General features: G+C 64.5%; 17 protein-coding genes. 7 read left to right on the top strand and 10 right to left on the bottom strand.

All coding sequences use genetic code 11. The annotated features are described in order from the left end of the window. Positions 1–160: 160 nt before the first annotated feature. The 4 genes from IVB50_RS32865 to IVB50_RS32850 all read left to right on the top strand — a co-directional run bounded on the left by IVB50_RS32865 (position 161) and on the right by IVB50_RS32850 (position 4,645). Positions 161–1,606, top strand: a complete 1,446-nt coding sequence (locus IVB50_RS32865; protein ID WP_085361117.1) for a D-alanyl-D-alanine carboxypeptidase family protein — start codon at positions 161–163, stop codon at positions 1,604–1,606. A 190-nt stretch (positions 1,607–1,796) separates the two neighbouring features. Next, a complete protein-coding gene (locus IVB50_RS32860) occupies positions 1,797–3,482 on the top strand; it encodes a long-chain fatty acid--CoA ligase (RefSeq protein WP_018453141.1) in 1,686 nt (561 codons plus the stop codon). A 15-nt stretch (positions 3,483–3,497) separates the two neighbouring features. Next, positions 3,498–4,052 (top strand): DUF924 family protein, encoded by a 555-nt coding sequence (locus IVB50_RS32855; RefSeq protein ID WP_018453140.1) that lies wholly within the window; start codon positions 3,498–3,500, stop codon positions 4,050–4,052. A gap of 107 nt (positions 4,053–4,159) precedes the next feature. Further along, positions 4,160–4,645 (top strand): peroxiredoxin, encoded by a 486-nt coding sequence (locus tag IVB50_RS32850; RefSeq protein WP_018453139.1) that lies wholly within the window; start codon positions 4,160–4,162, stop codon positions 4,643–4,645. A 169-nt stretch (positions 4,646–4,814) separates the two neighbouring features. Here IVB50_RS32850 and rnhA read toward each other — a convergent pair whose 3' ends face one another. Genes rnhA through ispH form a run of 3 tightly spaced genes read right to left on the bottom strand, consistent with a single transcriptional unit; the run spans position 4,815 to position 7,234 of the window. Beyond that, the gene (gene rnhA, locus IVB50_RS32845) at positions 4,815–5,279 is read right to left on the bottom strand and encodes a ribonuclease HI (protein WP_018453138.1); all 465 of its coding nucleotides are present in this window, start codon (positions 5,277–5,279) and stop codon (positions 4,815–4,817) included. Then, the gene (locus IVB50_RS32840; RefSeq protein ID WP_018453137.1) at positions 5,276–6,259 is read right to left on the bottom strand and encodes a homoserine kinase; all 984 of its coding nucleotides are present in this window, start codon (positions 6,257–6,259) and stop codon (positions 5,276–5,278) included. The genes rnhA and IVB50_RS32840 overlap by 4 nt, the downstream gene beginning before the upstream one ends. Before the next feature lie 6 nt (positions 6,260–6,265). Continuing rightward, positions 6,266–7,234: a 4-hydroxy-3-methylbut-2-enyl diphosphate reductase gene (ispH, locus tag IVB50_RS32835; RefSeq protein WP_007597506.1), complete on the bottom strand. Its 969-nt coding sequence runs from the start codon at positions 7,232–7,234 to the stop codon at positions 6,266–6,268. Between the two features lie 253 nt (positions 7,235–7,487). On the opposite strand from ispH, the gene IVB50_RS32830 reads away from it, so the two are divergent. Beyond that, positions 7,488–8,183, top strand: coding sequence for a cell cycle transcriptional regulator TrcR (locus tag IVB50_RS32830; protein WP_007597507.1), 696 nt, complete (start codon positions 7,488–7,490; stop codon positions 8,181–8,183). A gap of 119 nt (positions 8,184–8,302) precedes the next feature. Here the strand turns inward: IVB50_RS32830 and IVB50_RS32825 are convergent, their stop codons facing one another. The 4 genes from IVB50_RS32825 to IVB50_RS32810 form a co-directional block, all read right to left on the bottom strand. Continuing rightward, the gene (locus IVB50_RS32825) at positions 8,303–8,563 is read right to left on the bottom strand and encodes a hypothetical protein (protein ID WP_018453135.1); all 261 of its coding nucleotides are present in this window, start codon (positions 8,561–8,563) and stop codon (positions 8,303–8,305) included. Positions 8,564–8,727: 164 nt separating this feature from the next. Next, positions 8,728–10,650, bottom strand: coding sequence for a propionyl-CoA synthetase (locus IVB50_RS32820; RefSeq protein WP_247299249.1), 1,923 nt, complete (start codon positions 10,648–10,650; stop codon positions 8,728–8,730). A gap of 143 nt (positions 10,651–10,793) precedes the next feature. Continuing rightward, positions 10,794–12,179, bottom strand: coding sequence for a tetratricopeptide repeat protein (locus IVB50_RS32815; protein ID WP_018453133.1), 1,386 nt, complete (start codon positions 12,177–12,179; stop codon positions 10,794–10,796). A gap of 133 nt (positions 12,180–12,312) precedes the next feature. After that, positions 12,313–13,071, bottom strand: a complete 759-nt coding sequence (locus tag IVB50_RS32810) for a tetratricopeptide repeat protein (RefSeq protein WP_018453132.1) — start codon at positions 13,069–13,071, stop codon at positions 12,313–12,315. A gap of 95 nt (positions 13,072–13,166) precedes the next feature. Between IVB50_RS32810 and IVB50_RS32805 the strand changes: the two genes are divergently transcribed. Further along, complete coding sequence (locus IVB50_RS32805; RefSeq protein WP_018453131.1) at positions 13,167–14,744, top strand: sodium:proton antiporter; 1,578 nt, start codon at positions 13,167–13,169, stop codon at positions 14,742–14,744. A gap of 78 nt (positions 14,745–14,822) precedes the next feature. Continuing rightward, positions 14,823–15,593 (top strand): hypothetical protein, encoded by a 771-nt coding sequence (locus IVB50_RS32800; RefSeq protein WP_018453130.1) that lies wholly within the window; start codon positions 14,823–14,825, stop codon positions 15,591–15,593. Positions 15,594–15,752: 159 nt separating this feature from the next. Here IVB50_RS32800 and IVB50_RS32795 read toward each other — a convergent pair whose 3' ends face one another. The 3 genes from IVB50_RS32795 to IVB50_RS32785 are packed head-to-tail and all read right to left on the bottom strand — an operon-like array spanning position 15,753 to position 19,060. Further along, positions 15,753–16,559, bottom strand: a complete 807-nt coding sequence (locus IVB50_RS32795) for a glucose 1-dehydrogenase (RefSeq protein WP_204512522.1) — start codon at positions 16,557–16,559, stop codon at positions 15,753–15,755. Between the two features lie 15 nt (positions 16,560–16,574). Beyond that, entirely contained in the window at positions 16,575–16,952 is a 378-nt protein-coding gene (locus tag IVB50_RS32790; protein WP_198293337.1) for a DUF1850 domain-containing protein, read from the bottom strand. Beyond that, the gene (locus IVB50_RS32785; RefSeq protein ID WP_018453127.1) at positions 16,949–19,060 is read right to left on the bottom strand and encodes a TRAP transporter permease; all 2,112 of its coding nucleotides are present in this window, start codon (positions 19,058–19,060) and stop codon (positions 16,949–16,951) included. Before IVB50_RS32785 ends, IVB50_RS32790 begins: the two co-directional genes overlap by 4 nt. Positions 19,061–19,129 lie beyond the last annotated feature (69 nt).

Genomic DNA, 19,129 nt, shown 5'->3' with positions numbered 1-19,129 from the left:
CCCATTTCATTGCGGAATACCCGGCTGATGCCCCTATTCCCGACGCACCAGCCGGTATAGGTTTGCGGCGCCGCAAGCGGCGGCGCTGGATTTCAGAACCGAACATCAGATCACGAGAGCCGACCGGAACCGGCGGGTCTCCAAGGACCGGAATCGGATAGTGCACGCTCTTCGCCCGCTGCTTCGTCAATCCCTGTTCAACCTGTTCGCCGCGGCACTCGCGTGTGCCGCGTTGCTCGCGCCGCGCGCGGCGAGCGCCGAAGCGCTGCTCCTGATCGAGGCCGATAGCGGCAAGGTGCTGCAGGCGGAGAACGCGACCATTCCCTGGTATCCGGCTTCCGTCACCAAGATCATGACCGCCTATGTGACGCTGAAGGCGGTCAAGGACGGCAAGCTCACACTCGACACACTGCTCACGGTTTCGCCGACGGCAGCCTCGCAGTCGCCCTCGAAGATGGGCTTTCGCCCGGGAACGCAGCTTACCGTCGACAACGCGCTCAAGATGATGATGGTGAAATCGGCGAACGACATGGCCGTCGTGCTCGCCGAAGGCGTTGGCGGTTCGATCGATGGTTTCTCGGCGCTGATGAACGACACGGCGCAGAAGCTCGGCATGACGCAGACGAGCTACGTCAATCCGAACGGCCTGCCCGCCGACGGACAGATCACCTCCGCGCGGGATCTTGGCATTCTCGCGCGCTCGTTCCTGCGCGACCTGCCCGAGTACGAGTACTTCGTGCACATTCCGGCAATCCGCTTCGGCAAGCGCGTCACCGGCAATTTCAACAAGCTGATCGGCCGCTATCCCGGCGCCGACGGTTTCAAGACCGGCTTCATCTGCGCCTCCGGCTACAATCTCGTCGCGTCGGCCACCCGCAACGGCCGCCGGCTGATCGCCGTCGTGCTGGGCGCCAACTCCGGGACCGCGCGCGCGGTGAAGGCGGCGCAGCTGCTGGAGCGCGGCTTCTCGCAAGATAATCTCACCTGGCTCCGCCCCTCGCTCGGCACCGTTGACAAGCTGGTCCCGGTCGACGCCTCGCCGCCGAACCTGCGTGACGACATGTGCGGCGGCCATCGCAAGCGGCCGGCCAGCGACGATGACGACGCGCTGATCGCGGCCAATGGCGGCACGTCCGGGTCCGCCTCGGCCACCGGCGGCGAAGCCCAAGTCACCTTCTTCACGGCCGGGCTTCAGCCGCCTCTGATGAAGGCCTCCGAGCTGATGGCCTCGGCCCCGGCGGCGGCCGAGCCCGTGCTGGTGTATACCGGTCCGACCCGCACCGGGACCGCCCTGATCGCGGCGGTCGCGGCCGATGCCGACCAGCAGGCCACGCCAAAGCCGCGTGGCAAGAAGTCGCGCGTCGCCAAAAAGCCCGACGCGGCAGACAAGCCGAAGGATGCCAAGACGGCGGCGGCGAAGCCCGATGCCAAGACGGCGGCGGCCGCAAAGCCGGCCGACGGCAAGTCCGCAGCTAAGCCGGCCGGTACCAAGCATGCCGCAGCCAAGCCCGATGCGGTGGCAAAGCCTGCGGTGAGCGGCGAGGCGGCCAAGCCCGCCAAGCCCAAGGCCGCGACCAAGCCCGCCAAGCCCGCCAACAACAGTTAACAGCCGACGCGAGGCGAGACCGCGCCGCACTTCGCAGTTGCGGCAGCGCCATTTGCAAGGATTCCGGTAGCCACTCCCTGACGTTTGTCCTAAGCCTCGACCGCTTGCCACCCGTTCCGGCAGGCTCGATACTGACGGCAACGAGGCAAGCCCGAGACACAACGGGCTCTGGTCAATGAGGGGAGTTTCCATGGAGCGCATCTGGCTTAAGCAATATCCGCCCGGCGTCCCCGCCGATATCGAGCCGACGCAATATTCATCGCTGGTCGACCTCCTGGAGGAGAGCTTCGCCAAGTTCGCCGACCGCAAGGCGTTCATCTGCATGGACAAGTCGATCAGCTATCGCGACCTCGACCAGATGTCGCTGGCGATGGCGTCCTATCTGCAAGGGCGCGGCCTGCAACGCGGCGCCCGCGTCGCGATCATGATGCCGAACGTGCTGCAATATCCGGTCGCGACCGCAGCCGTGCTGCGCGCCGGTTTCGCGGTGGTCAATGTCAATCCGCTCTACACGCCGCGCGAGCTCGAGCACCAGCTCAAGGATTCCGGCGCCGAAGCCATCATCGTGCTCGAGAACTTCGCCCACACCGTCGAGCAGGTGATCGCCAAGACGCAAGTCAAGCACGTCATCGTCGGCAGCATGGGCGACCTGCTCGGCTTCAAGGGAGTGATCGTCAATCTGGTCGTCCGCCGCGTCAAGAAGATGGTGCCGGCATGGTCGCTGCCGGGCGCGGTGTCCTTCAACGACGCGATCTCCGCCGGCCGCTCTCTGGCCTTCAACAAGCCGAAGCTGTCACCCGGCGACGTCGCCTTCCTGCAATATACCGGCGGCACCACCGGCGTGTCCAAGGGCGCCACCCTGCTTCATCGCAACATCGTCGCCAACGTCCTGCAGAACGACGCCTGGCTGCAGCCGGCGATGGCCGCGCCGCCGCATGTCGATCAACTCATGGTCGTTTGCGCGCTGCCGCTCTATCACATCTTCGCGCTGACAGCCTGCTACCTTCTCGCGGTGCGCGCCGGCGGCTGCAATCTCCTGATCCCCAATCCGCGCGACATCCCGGGCTTCATCAAGGAATTGGCGAAGTACCAGGTCAACAACTTCCCTGCCGTGAACACGCTCTACAACGGCCTGATGCATCATCCCGACTTCAAAAAGCTCGACTTCTCCAAGCTGAAGATCTCGAACGGTGGCGGCATGGCGGTGCAGCGCCCCGTCGCCGAGCAGTGGAAGGCCATCACGGGCTGCTCCATCGCCGAAGGCTACGGCCTGTCGGAGACATCTCCGACGCTGACCTGCAACACCACGACCAATCCGGAGTTCAACGGCACTATCGGCATCCCCGTGCCCTCGACCTGGATCTCGATCCGCGACGACGACGGCAACGAGATGCCGCTCGGCCAGCCCGGCGAGATCTGCGCCAAGGGCCCGCAGGTGATGTCGGGCTACTGGAACAGGCCGGAGGAGACGGCCAAGGTGATGACCGCGGACGGCTATTTCCGCACCGGCGACATCGGCATCATGGACGAGAAGGGCTACACCAAGATCGTGGACCGCAAGAAGGACATGATCCTGGTCTCCGGCTTCAACGTCTATCCGAACGAGATCGAGGAAGTGATCGCGAGCAACCCCGGGGTGCTCGAATGCGCCGTCATCGGCATTCCCGATTCCAAGTCGGGGGAGGCGGTGAAGGCGTTCGTGGTCAAGAAGGACCCGAACCTCACGGCGGAGGCCCTGGTCAAGTTCTGCCAGGAGCAGCTGACGGGCTACAAGGTGCCCAAGCACATCGAATTCCGCACCGACCTGCCGAAGACCAATGTCGGCAAGATCCTGCGGCGGCAGCTGCGCGACGAGAAGAAGGCGGAGGCGGCGTAAGCGCCTCTTTCGTTCATGACCGACGACGGCAACATCAGTCCGGCCGGCATCCTCGCCTTCTGGCGCGAGGCCGGCCGCGATGCCTGGTACGAGCGCAACGACGCATTCGACGCGGAGATCAGGCGCCGCTTTCTCGCGCTGTGGCAGAAGGCGGTCGCCGGCGAACTCTCGTCATGGGAGGCGACCGATGAGGGCGCACTCGCGCTCGTCATCGTGCTCGACCAGTTTCCGCGCAACATGTTTCGCGGCACGTCGCAGGCCTTTGCCAGCGATGCGCTGGCGCGCGACGTCGCCCGCCGCGCCATTGCGCGGGGCGCAGATCAAAGGATCGATCCGGTCCTGCTCGAATTCCTCTATTTGCCCTTCATGCATTCCGAGCACCTGCCCGACCAATTGCACTGCGTCGCGCTGTTTCAAAACACCGACAATGCCGAAAATCTGAAATACGCGCGTGAGCACGCCGACATCATCCGGCGGTTTGGCCGCTTCCCCCACCGCAACCATCTGCTCGGCCGCGACACCACCCCGGACGAGCAGGCCTTCCTCGACGGCGGCGGGTTCGCCGGCTGATGACATAACGGTGAAGGGTCCCGCCCTCACCGCCTGCCCTACCGGCAACATTGTGCAGCGCCGCCGCACGGTCTAAAAAGCGGGACCGATTTTCAGGGAGACTGACGATGGCGATCCAGACTGGCGACAAACTGCCCGAGGCGAAATTCCGCGTGATGACGGCCGAAGGCCCGCAGGTGAAGACCACCGACGACATCTTCAAGGGCAAGAAAGTGGCGCTGTTCGCGGTGCCCGGCGCCTATACGGGCACCTGCCACAAGATGCATCTGCCGAGCATTTTCCTCAACGCCTACGCCCTGAAGGACAAGGGCGTCGACACCATCGCCATCGTCTCCGTCAACGACGCCTTCGTCATGAACGCCTGGAAGCGCGATACCGACCAGCGCGACGAGGCCATCTTCCTCGCCGACGGCAATGCCGACTTCACCAAGGCGATCGGCATGGAGCTCGACGCCTCCGGCAACGGTCTCGGCATCCGCTCCAAGCGCTATTCGATGCTGGTCGAGGACGGCGTGGTCAAGAAGCTGAACCTCGAGGCGATGCCCGGCAAGGTCGAGGTGTCCGGCGGCGATACGCTGCTCGGGCAGCTGTAAGCTTTAGACGCCGCTTTCAGCCACAAACGACTCTGTCATGCCCCGCGAAAGCGGGGCATTCAGTATTCCAGAGCAGTTGTTGTTGAATTGAGAGGCCGCTGCGTACTGGATCGCCCGGTCAAGCCGGGCGATGACGGCGGAGCATGAGGAAGGAGCGCCGACCGCGCGCCTACTCCGCCAGCCTCTGCTGCAACCGCGCCTTCACGATCCCGTCGCGCGCGAGCTGGTCGGCGCGTTCGTTCTCGGGATGGCCTGCGTGACCTTTGACCCAGTGCCACCGCACGTCATGGGCCTTCAGCGCGGCATCCAGGCGCTGCCATAGCTCGACATTCTTCACCGGCTTCTTGTCGGCGGTGCGCCAGCCGTTGCGCTTCCAGCCGTGGATCCAGCCGGTAATGCCCTGACGGACATATTGGCTGTCGGTATAGAGATCGACCGTGCACGGCTTCTTCAGCGCTTCCAACGCGGAGATCGCCGCCATCAATTCCATCTGGTTATTGGTGGTGTGGCGCTCACCACCGTTCAGTTCTTTTTCCTTGTCGCCGAACTTCAGGATCGCGCCCCAGCCGCCGGGCCCCGGATTTCCCGAGCAGGCGCCGTCGGTGTAGATCGTGACAATCGGAAGCTCGCTCACGCCACCAGCCCCGACGGCATCAGCCCGTAGTCGCGCACGCTGGAAACGCTCTGGTGGAAGCGCAGCTTGCGGACATATTCCAGCGGATCCTTCGGCCGAACCAGCGCGCCGGGCGGAACGTTGAGCCAGTCGACCAGCCGCGTCAGCAGGAAGCGCATCGCAGCGCCGCGCGCGAGCAGCGGCAGCGCTGCCTCTTCCGGCTCGGACAGCTTTCGCACGCGGCCATAGGCATTGAGGAAGGCCCGCGCCTTGGTGACGTTGAAGGAATGATCCGGCTCGAAGCACCAGGCGTTGAGGCAGATCGCGACATCATAGGCGAGCCAGTCATTGCAGGCGAAAGTGAAGTCGATGATCCCTGACAACTTGTCGCCGAGAAAGAAGACGTTGTCGTTGAAGAGGTCGGCGTGGATCACGCCTTCGGGCAGAAGCGTCGGCCAGACCCCGCTCTCGAGGTAGTCGAGCTCTTGGCTCAGGAACGCGCGCAGGCCGGGCTGCACCTCGTCGGCCCGGTGTGATGCGGCATCGAACAGCGGCCGCCAGCCCGGGACCGACAGCGCGTTCGCACGCCTGATCGCGAAATTCGCGCCGGCCAGATGCATCCTGGCGAGCCCCTCGCCAACGCCGGCGCAATGGACCGCGTTCGGCTTGCGCGGCCAGACGCCTTCGAGAAAGGTGATGATCGCGGCCGACCGGCCCGACAGCTCGCGCAACGCCTCGCCGTCCGTTCCCTTCACCGGCAGCGGGCAGTTGACGCCGTGCTCGGCAAGATGCGTCATCAGCGCGAGGAAGAACGGCAGATCGTTCTTCGCCACGCGCTTCTCATAGAGCGTGAGGATGAACGACCCCTTGGTCGTATGCAGCAGGAAGTTGGAATTTTCGACGCCCTCGGCGATGCCCTTGTAGGAGAGCAACTCGCCGAGATCGTATTGGTTGAGGAAGTCCGCAAGCTCGTCGGCGGCAACGTCGGTGTAGACCGCCATGAACGTCTACTCGGCGGCGGCTTCGGGGCGCACCTGGCGCGGCAGCGGGAAGAACTCGTTCTCTTCCGCGGCCGAGACCGTCTCCACATGCAGCGTGAAGCGCTCGGCGAACGCGTCCATGATCTCCTCGACGATCACTTCCGGTGCCGAGGCACCCGCGGTGATGCCGAGGCTGGTGATGTTCTCGAACCGCTTCCAGTCGATTTCGGTGGCGCGCTGCGCCAGCACGGCGATCGGGCAACCCTCGCGTTCGGCGACTTCGCGCAGGCGCTGCGAGTTCGACGAGTTCGGCGCACCGACCACGATCAGGGCGTCGACCACCGGCGCCACCTTCTTCACCGCGAGCTGGCGGTTGGTGGTGGCGTAGCAGATGTCTTCCTTGTGCGGCCCGTTGATGTTCGGGAAGCGTTCCTTCAGGAGCGCCACGATCTCCGCGGTGTCGTCGATCGACAACGTGGTCTGGGTCACGAAGGCGAGGTTGTTCGGGTCCTTCGGGGCGATGGTCTTGGCGTCCTCGGCAGTCTCGATCAGGGTCACGGCGCCGGTCGGGAGCTGGCCGAGCGTGCCCACCACCTCCGGATGATGGGAATGCCCGATCAGGAAGATCTCGCGGCCGCGCTTGAAATGGATCGCGGCCTCGCGGTGCACCTTGGTGACCAGGGGGCAGGTCGCATCCAGCGAGAACAAATTGCGGGAGGTGGCGTCGGCCGGGACCGATTTCGGCACGCCATGGGCCGAGAACACCACCGGCGCGGTGGTGTTTTCCGGGATCTCGGCGAGTTCCTCGACGAAGATCGCGCCCTTCTTCTTCAACCCATCGACGACGTATTTATTGTGCACAATCTCGTGGCGAACATAGACGGGGGCGCCGTATTTATCGAGCGCCCGTTCCACGGTGTCGATCGCCCGGACCACCCCGGCGCAGAAGCCACGGGGAGAACAAAGCACGATCTTGAGGTCTGGTTTGGCTGACATTGAGCGATCTCGGGACCGAATCACCTCGCCAAATGGGCGGGAAGCGGTCGATGGATGAACAGGGCTTGGGTACGGTCTTACAGAGACTTCAGAGGGAATTGGGCCCCCTTTCGGGCGCTGTCAAGGCACTATCTATAGCAGAACCATTGCGTGGCTAGCCCCTCCGGGCTTATATAGCGCGAATTCCCAGTCATCGCTGATGACCACCGGTTTCGCCTCCAAAGGGGTGGGCGAAGCACAAAGGAGATTTGCCATGAGCAACGCACCTCTGATGCCCAAGGCGACCGCCGTCTGGCTGCTCGACAATACCGCGCTGACCTTCGATCAGGTCGCCGATTTCACCAAAATGCACCCCCTCGAGGTGCGCGCGATCGCCGATGGCGACGCCGCCCAGGGCATCAAGGGCATGGATCCCCTTTCCAATGGCCAGCTGACCCGCGAGGAAATCGAGAAGGGCGAGAACAACCCGGACTACCGGCTCCGCCTCCAGGAGAGCAAGGTGGTGCTGCCGCCGCAGCCCAAGCGCAAGGGCCCGCGCTACACCCCGGTCTCGCGCCGCCACGAACGCCCGAGCGCCATCCTCTGGCTGCTGCGCAACCATCCCGAGCTCAAGGACGCCCAGATCATGCGCCTGGTCGGCACGACCAAGAGTACGATCGCGAGTGTCCGCGATCGCACCCACTGGAACACCTCCCAGCTGACGCCGATCGATCCCGTCACCCTCGGCCTCTGCTCGCAGATCGAGCTCGATTTCGAGGTCGCGCGCGCGGCGAAGGAAAAGCCGATCGACGCAGCCTATGGCGGCGCCACTTTGCTGCCGGCCTCAGAAACCACCAAGAAGGACGAGTACGAACCCGCGGAGAGGTCCAGCGACGATCTCAACGTCGATGCTGTGTTCGCCAAGCTGAAGACGCTCGGCGGCAAGAAGCAGGACCAGGAGGAGGAGTAATCCTTCCACTTCAGTCGTCATCGAATGCAAACGCGGCGGGGAAACTCGCCGCGTTTTTAGTCTGACGCAAGAAGCTTCAGCAACCTCGTCATTGCGAGCGCAGCGGCGCAGCGCAGCCTTTATGGCCGGTCCGGATGGTTCAGCATGTATTCGCCGAGGTCGCGCTGGCGGCGGTCGGCGCGGGTGGTCGCGGAACTGCGCTGGACGTCGCGGTCCTTGCGGCACGCCACGTATTCGGGCGATCCGGCCGCATAGCCGCGGCTCTGGCAGACCGCGTCGTCATCATCGCCGCCCATCGCCACCGGCGTCTGGTAGCGCGCGGAGCAGGCGGAGAGAATGAGGCCCGCAAATGCAATCGCTAGAAACGGCTTCGAATTCATGGCAGGCCCTTCATCCTCATGGTGAGGAGCCCGCGCAGCGGGCGTCTCGAACCATGCAGGCCAAGCTGCCGCAGCGGGGCCTTTCATCCTTCGAGACGCGCGCCAGGTCCTCAGGATGAGGATTGAGCGGAAAAATGCGGCCTATTCAAGCCCCATTGCAAACCTCACACCCGCCCCTTCAGCGCATCGCCGATCTCGTCCAGCACCTTGGGGTCCTCGATCGTCGCCGGCATGGTCCAAGCTTCACCATCTGCGATCTTCTTGATGGTGCCGCGCAAGATCTTTCCGGATCGCGTCTTGGGCAGGCGGCCGACGGTGATGGCGAGCTTGAACGCGGCAACGGGACCGAGCTTGTCGCGCACCAGCGCGACGATCTCCTTCTCGATCTCGGCCGGGGCCCGTTTCACACCCGCCTTGAGCACCAGGAAGCCGCAGGGCACCTCGCCCTTGATCGCGTCCTTGACGCCGAGCACGGCGCATTCAGCGACATCGGGATGCGAAGCCAGGATCTCCTCCATGCCGCCGGTGGAGAGCCGATGGCCGGCGACGTTGATGATGTCGTCGGTGCGGCCCATGACGAAGACATAGCCGTCGTCGTCCTTGTAGCCGGCATCCGACGTTTTGTAGTAGCCGGGGAATTCGGTGAGATAGGCTTCCTTGAACCGTTCGTCCTGAGTCCACAGCGTCGGCAGACAGCCCGGCGGCATCGGAAGCTTGATGACGATCGAACCCATGGTGTTCGGACCGACCGGCTTTGCCGCTTCGTCGACCACGTCGACCTGATAGCCCGGCATCGGCACCGTCGGCGACCCGTGCTTCACCGGCAGCTGACCTAAGCCAACCGGATTGCCGGCGATGCACCAGCCGGTTTCGGTCTGCCACCAATGGTCGATCACAGGCACTTTCAACTGCTGCTCCGCCCATTCCACCGTCGGCGGATCGGCGCGCTCGCCGGCCAGGAACAGCGTGCGGAACGTCGAGAGGTCGTATTGCCGGATGAATTTTCCTTCCGGATCTTCTTTCCGGATCGCGCGGAACGCGGTCGGCGCAGTAAAGAAGGCGACGGCCTTGTGCTCGCTGATCACGCGCCAGAACGCGCCGGCATCGGGCGTGCCGACCGGCTTGCCCTCATACATGATCGAGGTCGCGCCATGCAGCAGCGGGCCGTAGACGATGTAGCTGTGGCCGACCACCCAGCCGATGTCGGAGCCGCACCACCAGACCTCGCCCGGCTTGACGCCATAAAGGTTGAACATGGACCATTTCACCGCGACGAGATGGCCGCCATTGTCGCGCACGACACCCTTGGGAATGCCGGTCGTGCCTGACGTATAGAGGATGTAGAGCGGATCGGTAGCGGCGACGGGCACACAAGGCGCCTTCTTGCCGTCGTTCATCGCCTTGCGGCGCAGGCCCGCCCAATCATAGTCGCGGCCGGGCGTGAGGGCGCAGACGAGCTGCGGACGTTGCAGCACGATGCAGGCCTTCGGCTTTGCCCCCGCAAGCCTGATCGCCTCGTCGAGCAGCGGCTTGTACTGCACGATCCGGCCGGGCTCGATGCCGCAACTCGCCGACAGAATCAACTTTGGCTGCGCATCGTCGATGCGGGTGGCGAGCTCTTTCGCGGCAAAGCCACCGAACACCACGGAGTGCACCGCGCCAATGCGCGCGCAGGCGAGCATCGCGACGACGGCCTCGGGGACCATCGGCATATACAGGATGACGCGATCGCCCTTGGCGACACCAAAATCCTGCATGATGGCGGCAAGCGCCTGCACTTCGGCCAGCAGTTCGGCGTAGGTGAATTTGGTGACGCTATTTGCCAGCGGCGAATCATGGATCAGCGCGACCTGGTCGGCGCGGCCGCGTTCGACCTGACGGTCAAGCGCGTTGTAGCAGGTGTTGACGACGCCACCGCTGAACCAGCGGCCGTAGACGCCTTGCGAGGGATCGAAGATCTTTTTCGGTGGCTCGATCCAGTCGATCTCCTTGGCCACCTCGGCCCAAAAGCCCTTGGGGTCAGCCAGCGAGCGCGCATAAACCTCGTGATAGAGACTTTTTCCGTCGATGTTTCCTCGGACGTTCATTCCCGCGCTCCCGTTCCCTTATTCGCCTGGCCTTGACCTTGTTGCAGGACAGACGTCCCGCCATGACAGGGATCAAGTACCGGCCTTGTTTGAGGGGTATTTTCCCGGGAACGGGCCGCGGTTCAAGCTGAAAAGAACAATGCTCAGCTATCCATCGCATTCAGCCGCTGCAGCCGCTCCTGCATGACCTTCCTGAGATCATAGCCGGGGCGGCCGAAGCTCGTATTGCGGGTGGTGAGGAAATCGCGCTGGGTGCGACGGAGGCCGCCGGCGAAGCGGGACCCGGCCGATTTCAGCACGCGCTCGTAGGTCTCGGCGATCTGGCGATCGAGCACCCCCAGCTGCGGATCGGCACAAATCACCTTCTCGACCTCGCGCTTCGCGGTGGCACAATCGAACGACGGGCCATTGCCGGAATTCGCCGCGAGCGGCCGCAGCGGCTCGCCGCCGAATTTCGCGATCTCCGCGATCATGGTTCGGCGGCCGCCGGCCGCATTGTCGTTGCCGGGATCGAGCCGCAGCGCGGTCTCGTAGTCGGCCAGCGCCTTCTTGCGCTCGCCCATCTTCTTGTAGAGCACGGCGCGGTTGTTGTAGGTCAGCGCGAAATTCGGATCGAGTTTCAGCGCGGCCTCGTAATCGCTCAGCGCCGCGCCAAGCTCGCCCTTCAGGTGGTAGGAATCGCCGCGGTTTGTGAAGAAATTCGGCCGCGGTGCCAGCCGGAGCGCCTGATCGTAATCGGCAATCGCCTTGTCGTACTCCCCCATCGCGGCCAGCGCCAGCCCGCGATTGTCGTAATATTCGGGCACTTTCGGATCGAGCCGGATCGCCTCGCCGTCGTCGGCAACCGACTTGTCGAGCTGGCCGAGCTTCTTGTAGGCGGCGCCACGATTGGTGTAGCTGCGCGGCCGGTTCGGATCGAGGCGCAACGCCTCGCTGAGATCGCGGATCGCCTTCTCGTTGTCGCCGCCGAGATAATAGGTCACGCCGCGGTCGGACCAGGCCTGTGCATTGTCAGGCTTCAGCCTGATCGCCTGGTCGTAATCGGCAAGCGCGCGGTCGAGCCGGTGCTGGTTGGTGTAGACGACGCCGCGCAGCTCGTAAGATTCCGAATCCTGCGGATCGAGCTCGATGGCCTTGCTGAGGTCCGCCGCGGCGCGGTTGAGATCGCCGCCGGCCTCGCGCAGGAGATCACCGCGCAGGCGCCAGGCTTTTGCGTTCTTGCCATCGAGTGCGATGGCGCGATCGATATCTCGCAGCGCCTGCGTGAGGGCGCCCGAGGTTCGCGCATTGGCGTCGGCGCGCACCAGCAATGCCGCGGCGCGATCGAGGGATGGATTCGAGGCCTGGTCGATGATGGCGCTGCAGGCCGGGATCAGCTCAGCCGGAGCGGCCTTGCTCCCGATTACGCAATCGACGCCGGCCGAAGCAGGGGCGACGAGAACGACGCTCATTGCCGCGCTGAGCAGGAGCGAGCGAAACGAGATTTTTGCAAACGAGAGCATTTGCGCGGAAGGATGCGTGCCGCACATGGCATAGGGCTCCGGGACATCAGGCTTTCACCATTGTCGCGGCAGCCAAAGAATCGGTTCAAATCGAGGCGTGCCAGCGGCGCACCGATCCCTTCCCTCCTTCGTCCCGCTCTTACGAGCGAGACGAGGAGCCTCAATACCCGTCCACCCCGTTGAGCCGCTGCAGCCGCTCCTGCATCGCCTTCTTCAAATCGTACCCCGGCCGGCCGAACCCGGCGTTGCGGCCGGCGATGAAATCGTCCTGCTCGCGTTGAAGCGCCTTCGCTTCGCCTGCATTGCGGGCTTCGCGCAACACGCGCGCGTTGGCGGCAAAGATCTCGCGGTCGAGATCTGCGAGCTCGCGGTTGGCGCAGATCGCCTTCTCGACGGGACGGCGCACACCCTTGCAAATGAAACTGGGCTTGCCCGCGACTGCCATCTGCGCGCCGATCCGCTCGATCTCGCGCGCCATCGCCTTGTGATTGGGCTTGGCCTTCTCGTGGTTCGGATCGATTTTCAACGCCGCACCGAAATCCTGCACCGCCTTGGGCTTGTCGCCCTTCCTTAGCCAGAGTTCGCCCCGCGCGTTGAAGATATCGGCGAGACCGGAATCGAGCTCCAGCGCGCGGCTGTCGTCGGCGATCGCGCGGTCGACTTGGTCGTGCCGCGCATAAAGCCCGCCGCGCGCGATCAGCGCCTTGATCAGGTCCCCTTTCGCCGTCTTCTCGTTGTCGATCACGGCGGCGCAGGCCGTGGCGGCCTTGTCGATGTCGTCGGCTGCGGCAGCCGCGAGGCACGGCGCGATGTCGACCTGCGGCACCGCGGCCGGCTCGCCGCCGGTCGCAGCATGAGCCGCAACGAACGAGAGCGCAAAGAGCAACCCGGCGCCGGACCATTGAATGAGAAAACGCATGCTCGCCACAGTTGGAAAGTCTTGAGTTAAGGTCCGCCTTGAGGTCTTGCCTTGGGGCTGCACCATCCATCATACGACCGGATTGGTGCTAGCTTGTGGCGCCGCTCAAATCGGGTTCGGGGATCAACGTGTCGACATTCGAATGGATCATCGTGCTTCTGCTCGGCGCCGTTGCATTATCGGCGCTGGCGCGGCGGATCAAGGTCCCCTACCCGACCTTTCTCGCAATCGGGGGCGCACTGATCGCCTTTGTGCCGTCGAGCCCGTCCTGGACGCTGGAGCCCGACCTGGCGTTGGCTCTTTTTGTCGCACCGGTCCTGCTCGATGCCGCCTTCGACACCTCGCTGCGCGATCTCCGCAACAATTGGGTTCCGGTCTCCACCCTCGTCGTCGCCGCGGTCGGCTTGACCACGGCCGCTGTGGCCTACGTCGCGCACCGGCTGATGCCTGATATGCCCTGGGCCGCCGCGGTTGCGCTCGGCGCCATCGTGGCCCCGCCGGACGCGGCCGCCGCGGTCGCGATCCTGAGCCAGGTGAAGCTGCCTCACCGCATGGTGAAGGTCCTGGAAGGCGAGAGCCTGCTCAACGACGCGACCGCGCTCTTGATCTATCGCATCGCCGTCGGAGCGACCGCCACCGAGCATCTGGCATGGAGCCAGGTCGCGCCAACCATGGCTCTGGCCCTGGTCGGCAGCGTCGTTGCCGGCTATCTCGCCGCGCGAGTCATGCCACTGGTGATCGTGCGGATCACGGAGGCTCCCAGTTCGATCATCATGCAATTCGCCACTACCTTCATGGTCTGGATCGGCGCTGAACATCTCGGCCTCTCCGGCATCCTCACCATCGTCGTGTACGCCATCACGATGGCACGCGCTGCACCCGCTCGCATGCCGGCGCGGTTGCGGGTGCCGTCCTACGCGGTGTGGGATACGATGGTGTTCGTGCTCAACGTGCTCGCGTTCATGCTGATCGGCATGCAGATGCGACCGATCTGGACGCGGCTGGACGCGGACGTGCGCTGGGACTATTGCCTGGCCGCCGCCTGGATCCTGCTCACCGTGGTCCTGGTCCGGTTGGCCTGGGTCACGCTCTACCGCACGACGCTGCGCACGCTGGTGGCGCACGGGATCTATCACCCCAAGGATCCGAAGCAGGTCGCCTCCGCCAAGGGCGGCCTCATCATCTCCTGGTGTGGCATGCGCGGCCTCGTCACGCTCGCCACCGCCTTTGCCTTGCCGGAAAACTTTCCGCATCGTGACTTCATCGTCTTCTCGGCGTTTGCGGTCGTGCTCGGCACGCTGGTCGTGCAGGGCCTGACCTTGCGGCCGCTGATCCTGGCGTTCGGCCTCAAGGACGACAATCCCGTCGGCATCGAGGTCGCGCGCGCCCGCGCCGTCGCCTATCGCGCGGCGCTCGACGCGATCGAGGACGATCCGTCGGAGGAAGCCGAAATCCTGCGGCTCGAATATCGTGCCATCCTGATGCAGGCCGACGACGATCCCCATGGTGGCATCACCAACGGCGAATTGCCCGCCGATCCGCTGCGCCGCCGCGCCATCGAAGCCGCGCGAAAATCGATCTTCGACCTCCGGGCCACCGAGGTGATCGGTGACGACGCGTTTCACAGGATCGAGGAGGAGCTCGATCGCGCGGAACTGAGCGCGGGGGGTTAGATTTCGTCATCCCGACAAGCGCCCTGCACAGGTGGCTAGGGGTTTGAACCAAACGCCGCCTCTCCAGACTCATCCCTCATGACGACCCTGATCGACGACCGTCGTGTGCGCGCGCGAGATGCGTCGCCCGCACGATATTTCTATCTCCACATGGCACTGGCCTGCGCGGCCACCGCCTTTCTCGGCTTCGCACCGACCTATTTTGTGCCGCTCGCGAACCGGACATTGTCCGCAAGCCCCGTCATTCATTTCCACGGCCTGTTGTTCTTCACCTGGTCTCTCTATTTCGTGATCCAGACGTGGCTCGCCGCCTCAGGCCGCATGGTCAATCACCGTGCGCTCGGCATAGCCGGCGTTTCGCTCGCGACCGCGATGACGATCTTCGGCTTCCTCGCCTCCGTCCATGTGATGCAGCATTCCGCGGCGCTCGGCCAGAAAGAGGCCGGCATCGCCTTCTCGATCGTGCCGATGAGCGGGATCGCGTTCTTCGCTGGTGTATTCGTGCTCGCGATCATGAACACGCGAAAGCCGGAGATTCACAAACGCCTGATGCTGCTCGCGGCGGTCTCCATCCTCGATGCCGCGATCGCGCGCTGGTTTCTCACTTTCCTCGCGCCTTCGGGACCGCCAGGGCCGCCGCCGGTGCCCGTCACCATCGCGCCCGCGATGGTCGCTTCGCTGCTGCTCGTCGTCGCCATGGTACGCGACTGGCGCACCGCGGGCCGAGTGCATCCAGTCTACATCACCGGCACGCTCGCGCTGCTGGCGGTGAAGGTGCTGAACTGGCCGATCAGCGAAACGGCGGCATGGCATTCATTCGCCGGCGGGATTCTGGCGCTGGCGCAATGATGTCGTCCTGGCGAAAGCCAGGACCCATTACCCCGAATGCCGAATGTTGAAGTAGCCGGAGCCGCCAGCCTTCGTCAAACTTCTCCCTGGGGTTATGGGTCCTAGATCAGCGCTCGTTACGCTCGCTTGTCCAGGACGACGGCGAACACGGAACGACGCCTAGGCCCCCGCCTTGCACGTGATCCCGCCGTCCACCACGAGCTCGATGCCCGTCACATATTTCGCTTCGTCCGAGGCCAGGAACAGCGCGGCGTTGGCGACGTCGAAAGCGTCGCCCATGTGGCCCATCGGCACTTGCGCATCGCGCGCCCGCCACATCGCTTCAACATCGCCCTTGGCATAGCTGTTCGCAAGACCTGCGGAATGTTCCACCATCGGCGTCTTCATCAGGCCGGGCAGGATCGCGTTGACGCGGACATGGTGGCGCGCGAACTCGATCGCGGTGGTGCGGGTCATCTGGTTCATCGCCGCCTTCGAGGTGCCGTACGTGACGTAGGAGATGCCCATGTGGCGGATCGAAGCGATCGAGGAGATGTTGATGATCGAGCCACCGCCCTGTTTCACCATCACGGGGATGACGTGCTTCATGGCGAAATAGGCGCTCTTGAGGTTGACGCTGAAGACCCGGTCCCAGCTTTCCTCGGTCACTTCGACCACGCTGCCCATCTCGGCGATGCCGACATTGTTGTCGAGCACGTCGATGCGGCCGTAGGCCTTGAGGCATGCCGCGACCATCGCCTCGACCTCGCGCGCATGCGAGACGTCGGCCGTGAACGCGCTCGCCTGGCCGCCTTCGTCCGCGATGATCTTCGCGGTCTCCTCGGCGGCCGCGCCGTTGCGATCGACGCAAAACACCTGCGCACCCTGGCGGGCAAAGGTGACCGCGGTGGCCTTGCCGTTGCCCCAACCAGGCCCGATCGAGCCGGCACCCACCACCATCGCAACCTTGCCCTTGAGCCGACCCATCGCGTGTCTCCCTTATTATTGTTCTTTGCAGACGATCATCTTTGTGACGTTAGCACCAATGGGATGACCGACAATCTCGGACAACGTCCGGCACTTGCCGTCATGGCATAGCCGCCATTCGCCAGCCGCGTCCGAATTGCCCAGCACGACCTCCGGCATCGGCGCGCGCGCGGGCCTCCATTGAAACCAGCCGTCGACGAGGCGCGCCTCGGGCGGCGGCTCCATGCCGGGGCCGGTGCCCTTCACGCGTGCCTGCACCAGTTCGAGCCCGGCGGGGGTGACGCGCCAGTCTTCCTGCCAGTCGACCTTCGCGATCGAATGCGTCCACACCAGTGTGAACGCGGACAGCGCCAGCGCCTTCAGGCCTGAGGCTGTGACGAGGCAGAGGCTCACACCGCCTCGACCGGCGCCGGCGGCCGCCGCCGCCACTGCCACAGCACGATCGCAGCGGCGAGCAGGAAGCCCGCGGTGTCGCTGAACGGGAAGTCGCCGAGCAGGCACAGCGCGGCACCGAGCGCGACCAAACGTTCGAGGAACGTCAGGCGCGTGAACAGGAATCCGATCGCGACCATGCCGAACAGCGCGATCGCCACCAGCGCCTTGACAGTCGCCAATGCCACCGCGCCGTAGAAGCCGAGCTTGGCCGCCATGGGATCGCCGCCCTGCAGCATCAGCGCCGGCGAATAGACGAAGATGAAGGGGATGACGTAGCCGGCGAGCGCGATGCGCATCGCCTCCCAGCCGATCTTGTCCGGATTCTCCTTCGCGATCGGTGCTGCGGCAAGCGCGGCCAGCGCCACCGGCGGCGAGAGGTCCGCCATGATGCCGTAATAGAACGCGAACATGTGGCTTGCGATCAGGGGCACACCCAGTTTGGCCAACGCGGGCGCCGCGAGCGCTGCCGTGATGATGTAGGTCGGGATGGTCGGGATGCCGGTGCCGAGCAGGATCGACAGCAGCATGGTCATGATCAGCGCCAGGAACAGGCTCTTCTCGCCGAGACCGATCACCCAGCCGCCGAAGATGGTGCCGACGCCGGTCTGCGACATCATGCCGATGATGACCCCGACGATGGCGCAGGCCATGCCGACGGTGATCGCGGATTTGGCGCTTTCAGCCAAGGCATCGCGGCAGGCGCGCAGGGCGGAAAATCCGCCACGCACGAACGCAGTGATCACGATCAGCGCGACGACGACGCCTGCGACCGGCACGATCTGAAGGCCGTCGCGCGAGAGCGCCGCGACGACGAGCGCGAGCCCGATCCAGAAGACATAGCGGATCGCCATCGAAGACGCGCCTGTCGTGATGGCGGTGCCAAGGATCAGCGCCACTGTGAGCGCGAGGCCCATGCTGCCGGCATAGAGCGGCGTAAAACCTTCGAACAGCATGTAGACCAGCGCCGCGAGCGGCAGCACGAGATACCAGCGCGTCACCAGGGCCTTCCAGGCGCTCGGAATCTCCGAGCGCTTCATGCCGGTGAGCCCGTGCTTGCCGGCCTCCAGATGCACCATCCAGAAGGCGGAGGCGAAATAGAGCATCGCGGGAATCGCGGCCGCCTTCACGATCTCAGAATATTGGACGCCGAGCGTCTCTGCCATGATGAAGGCGACCGCGCCCATCACCGGCGGCATGATCTGCCCACCCATCGACGCTGTCGCTTCGACGCCGGCCGCGAACGCGCGGCGATAGCCGAACCTGATCATCAGCGGAATCGTGAACTGGCCGACGGTGACGACGTTGGCGACGCCGGAGCCGGAGATCGTGCCCATCATGCCCGAGGCGAACACCGCGACCTTGGCCGGGCCGCCGCGGGTCCTGCCGAATAACCCAAGAGAAACGTCGGTGAAGAGCTGGATCATGCCGGCGCGCTCCAGGAACGAGCCGAACAGGATGAACAGGAAGATGTAGGTCGCCGAGACGTAGATCGGCACGCCGTAAAAACCTTCGGTGCCGAACGACAGATGCGTGACGATCTGGTCGAAATCATAGCCGCGATGGTTGAGCGGTGACGGCAGATACTGGCCGAAGAACCAGTAGACGAGACAGGCGCCGCACATCAGCGGGAGCGCTGCGCCCATCAGCCGCCGCGTGCCCTCGAAGATCAGGACGGCGAGCAGCGTGCCGACCACCAGATCGAGGCGCGTCGGATCGCCGTCACGTGCGATCAGATCCGCATAGAAGATCCATTGATAGAGCCCGCACAGAAAGCCCATGCCGCCGATCAGCCAGCCGATCGCGCGGCCGAAATCGCTTTTGGCGGTGAAGTTGCCGATCAGGCCGAAGGTGAGGAGAATGAGGAAGCCGACATGGACGCCGCGCACCACCTGGCTCGGCAGATAATTGAAGGCCGCGACATAAAGCTGGAAGATCGCGAAGGCGATGCCGATCCAGTAGGCGAGCGTGCCCCACCAGCCCGGGCCAAAGCCTTCCGGAAAACCGTGCTCGAAATTGTCGAACTCGACCTTGATGGGCTCTTGAGCGCCCTCTGCCTTCTCCAGCATTTCAACCCATCCCCAATCGTCGAGCGCTTATAGCATTGGCACGGTCCATCCGCGCCGTCATGCCCGGGC

It is taken from the genome of Bradyrhizobium sp. 87 (genome assembly GCF_023073015.1).
GTDB lineage: Bacteria > Pseudomonadota > Alphaproteobacteria > Rhizobiales > Xanthobacteraceae > Bradyrhizobium > Bradyrhizobium canariense_D.
Note: the sequence above shows the minus strand (reverse complement) of the source record. Positions and strands in the feature narration are given on the sequence as shown.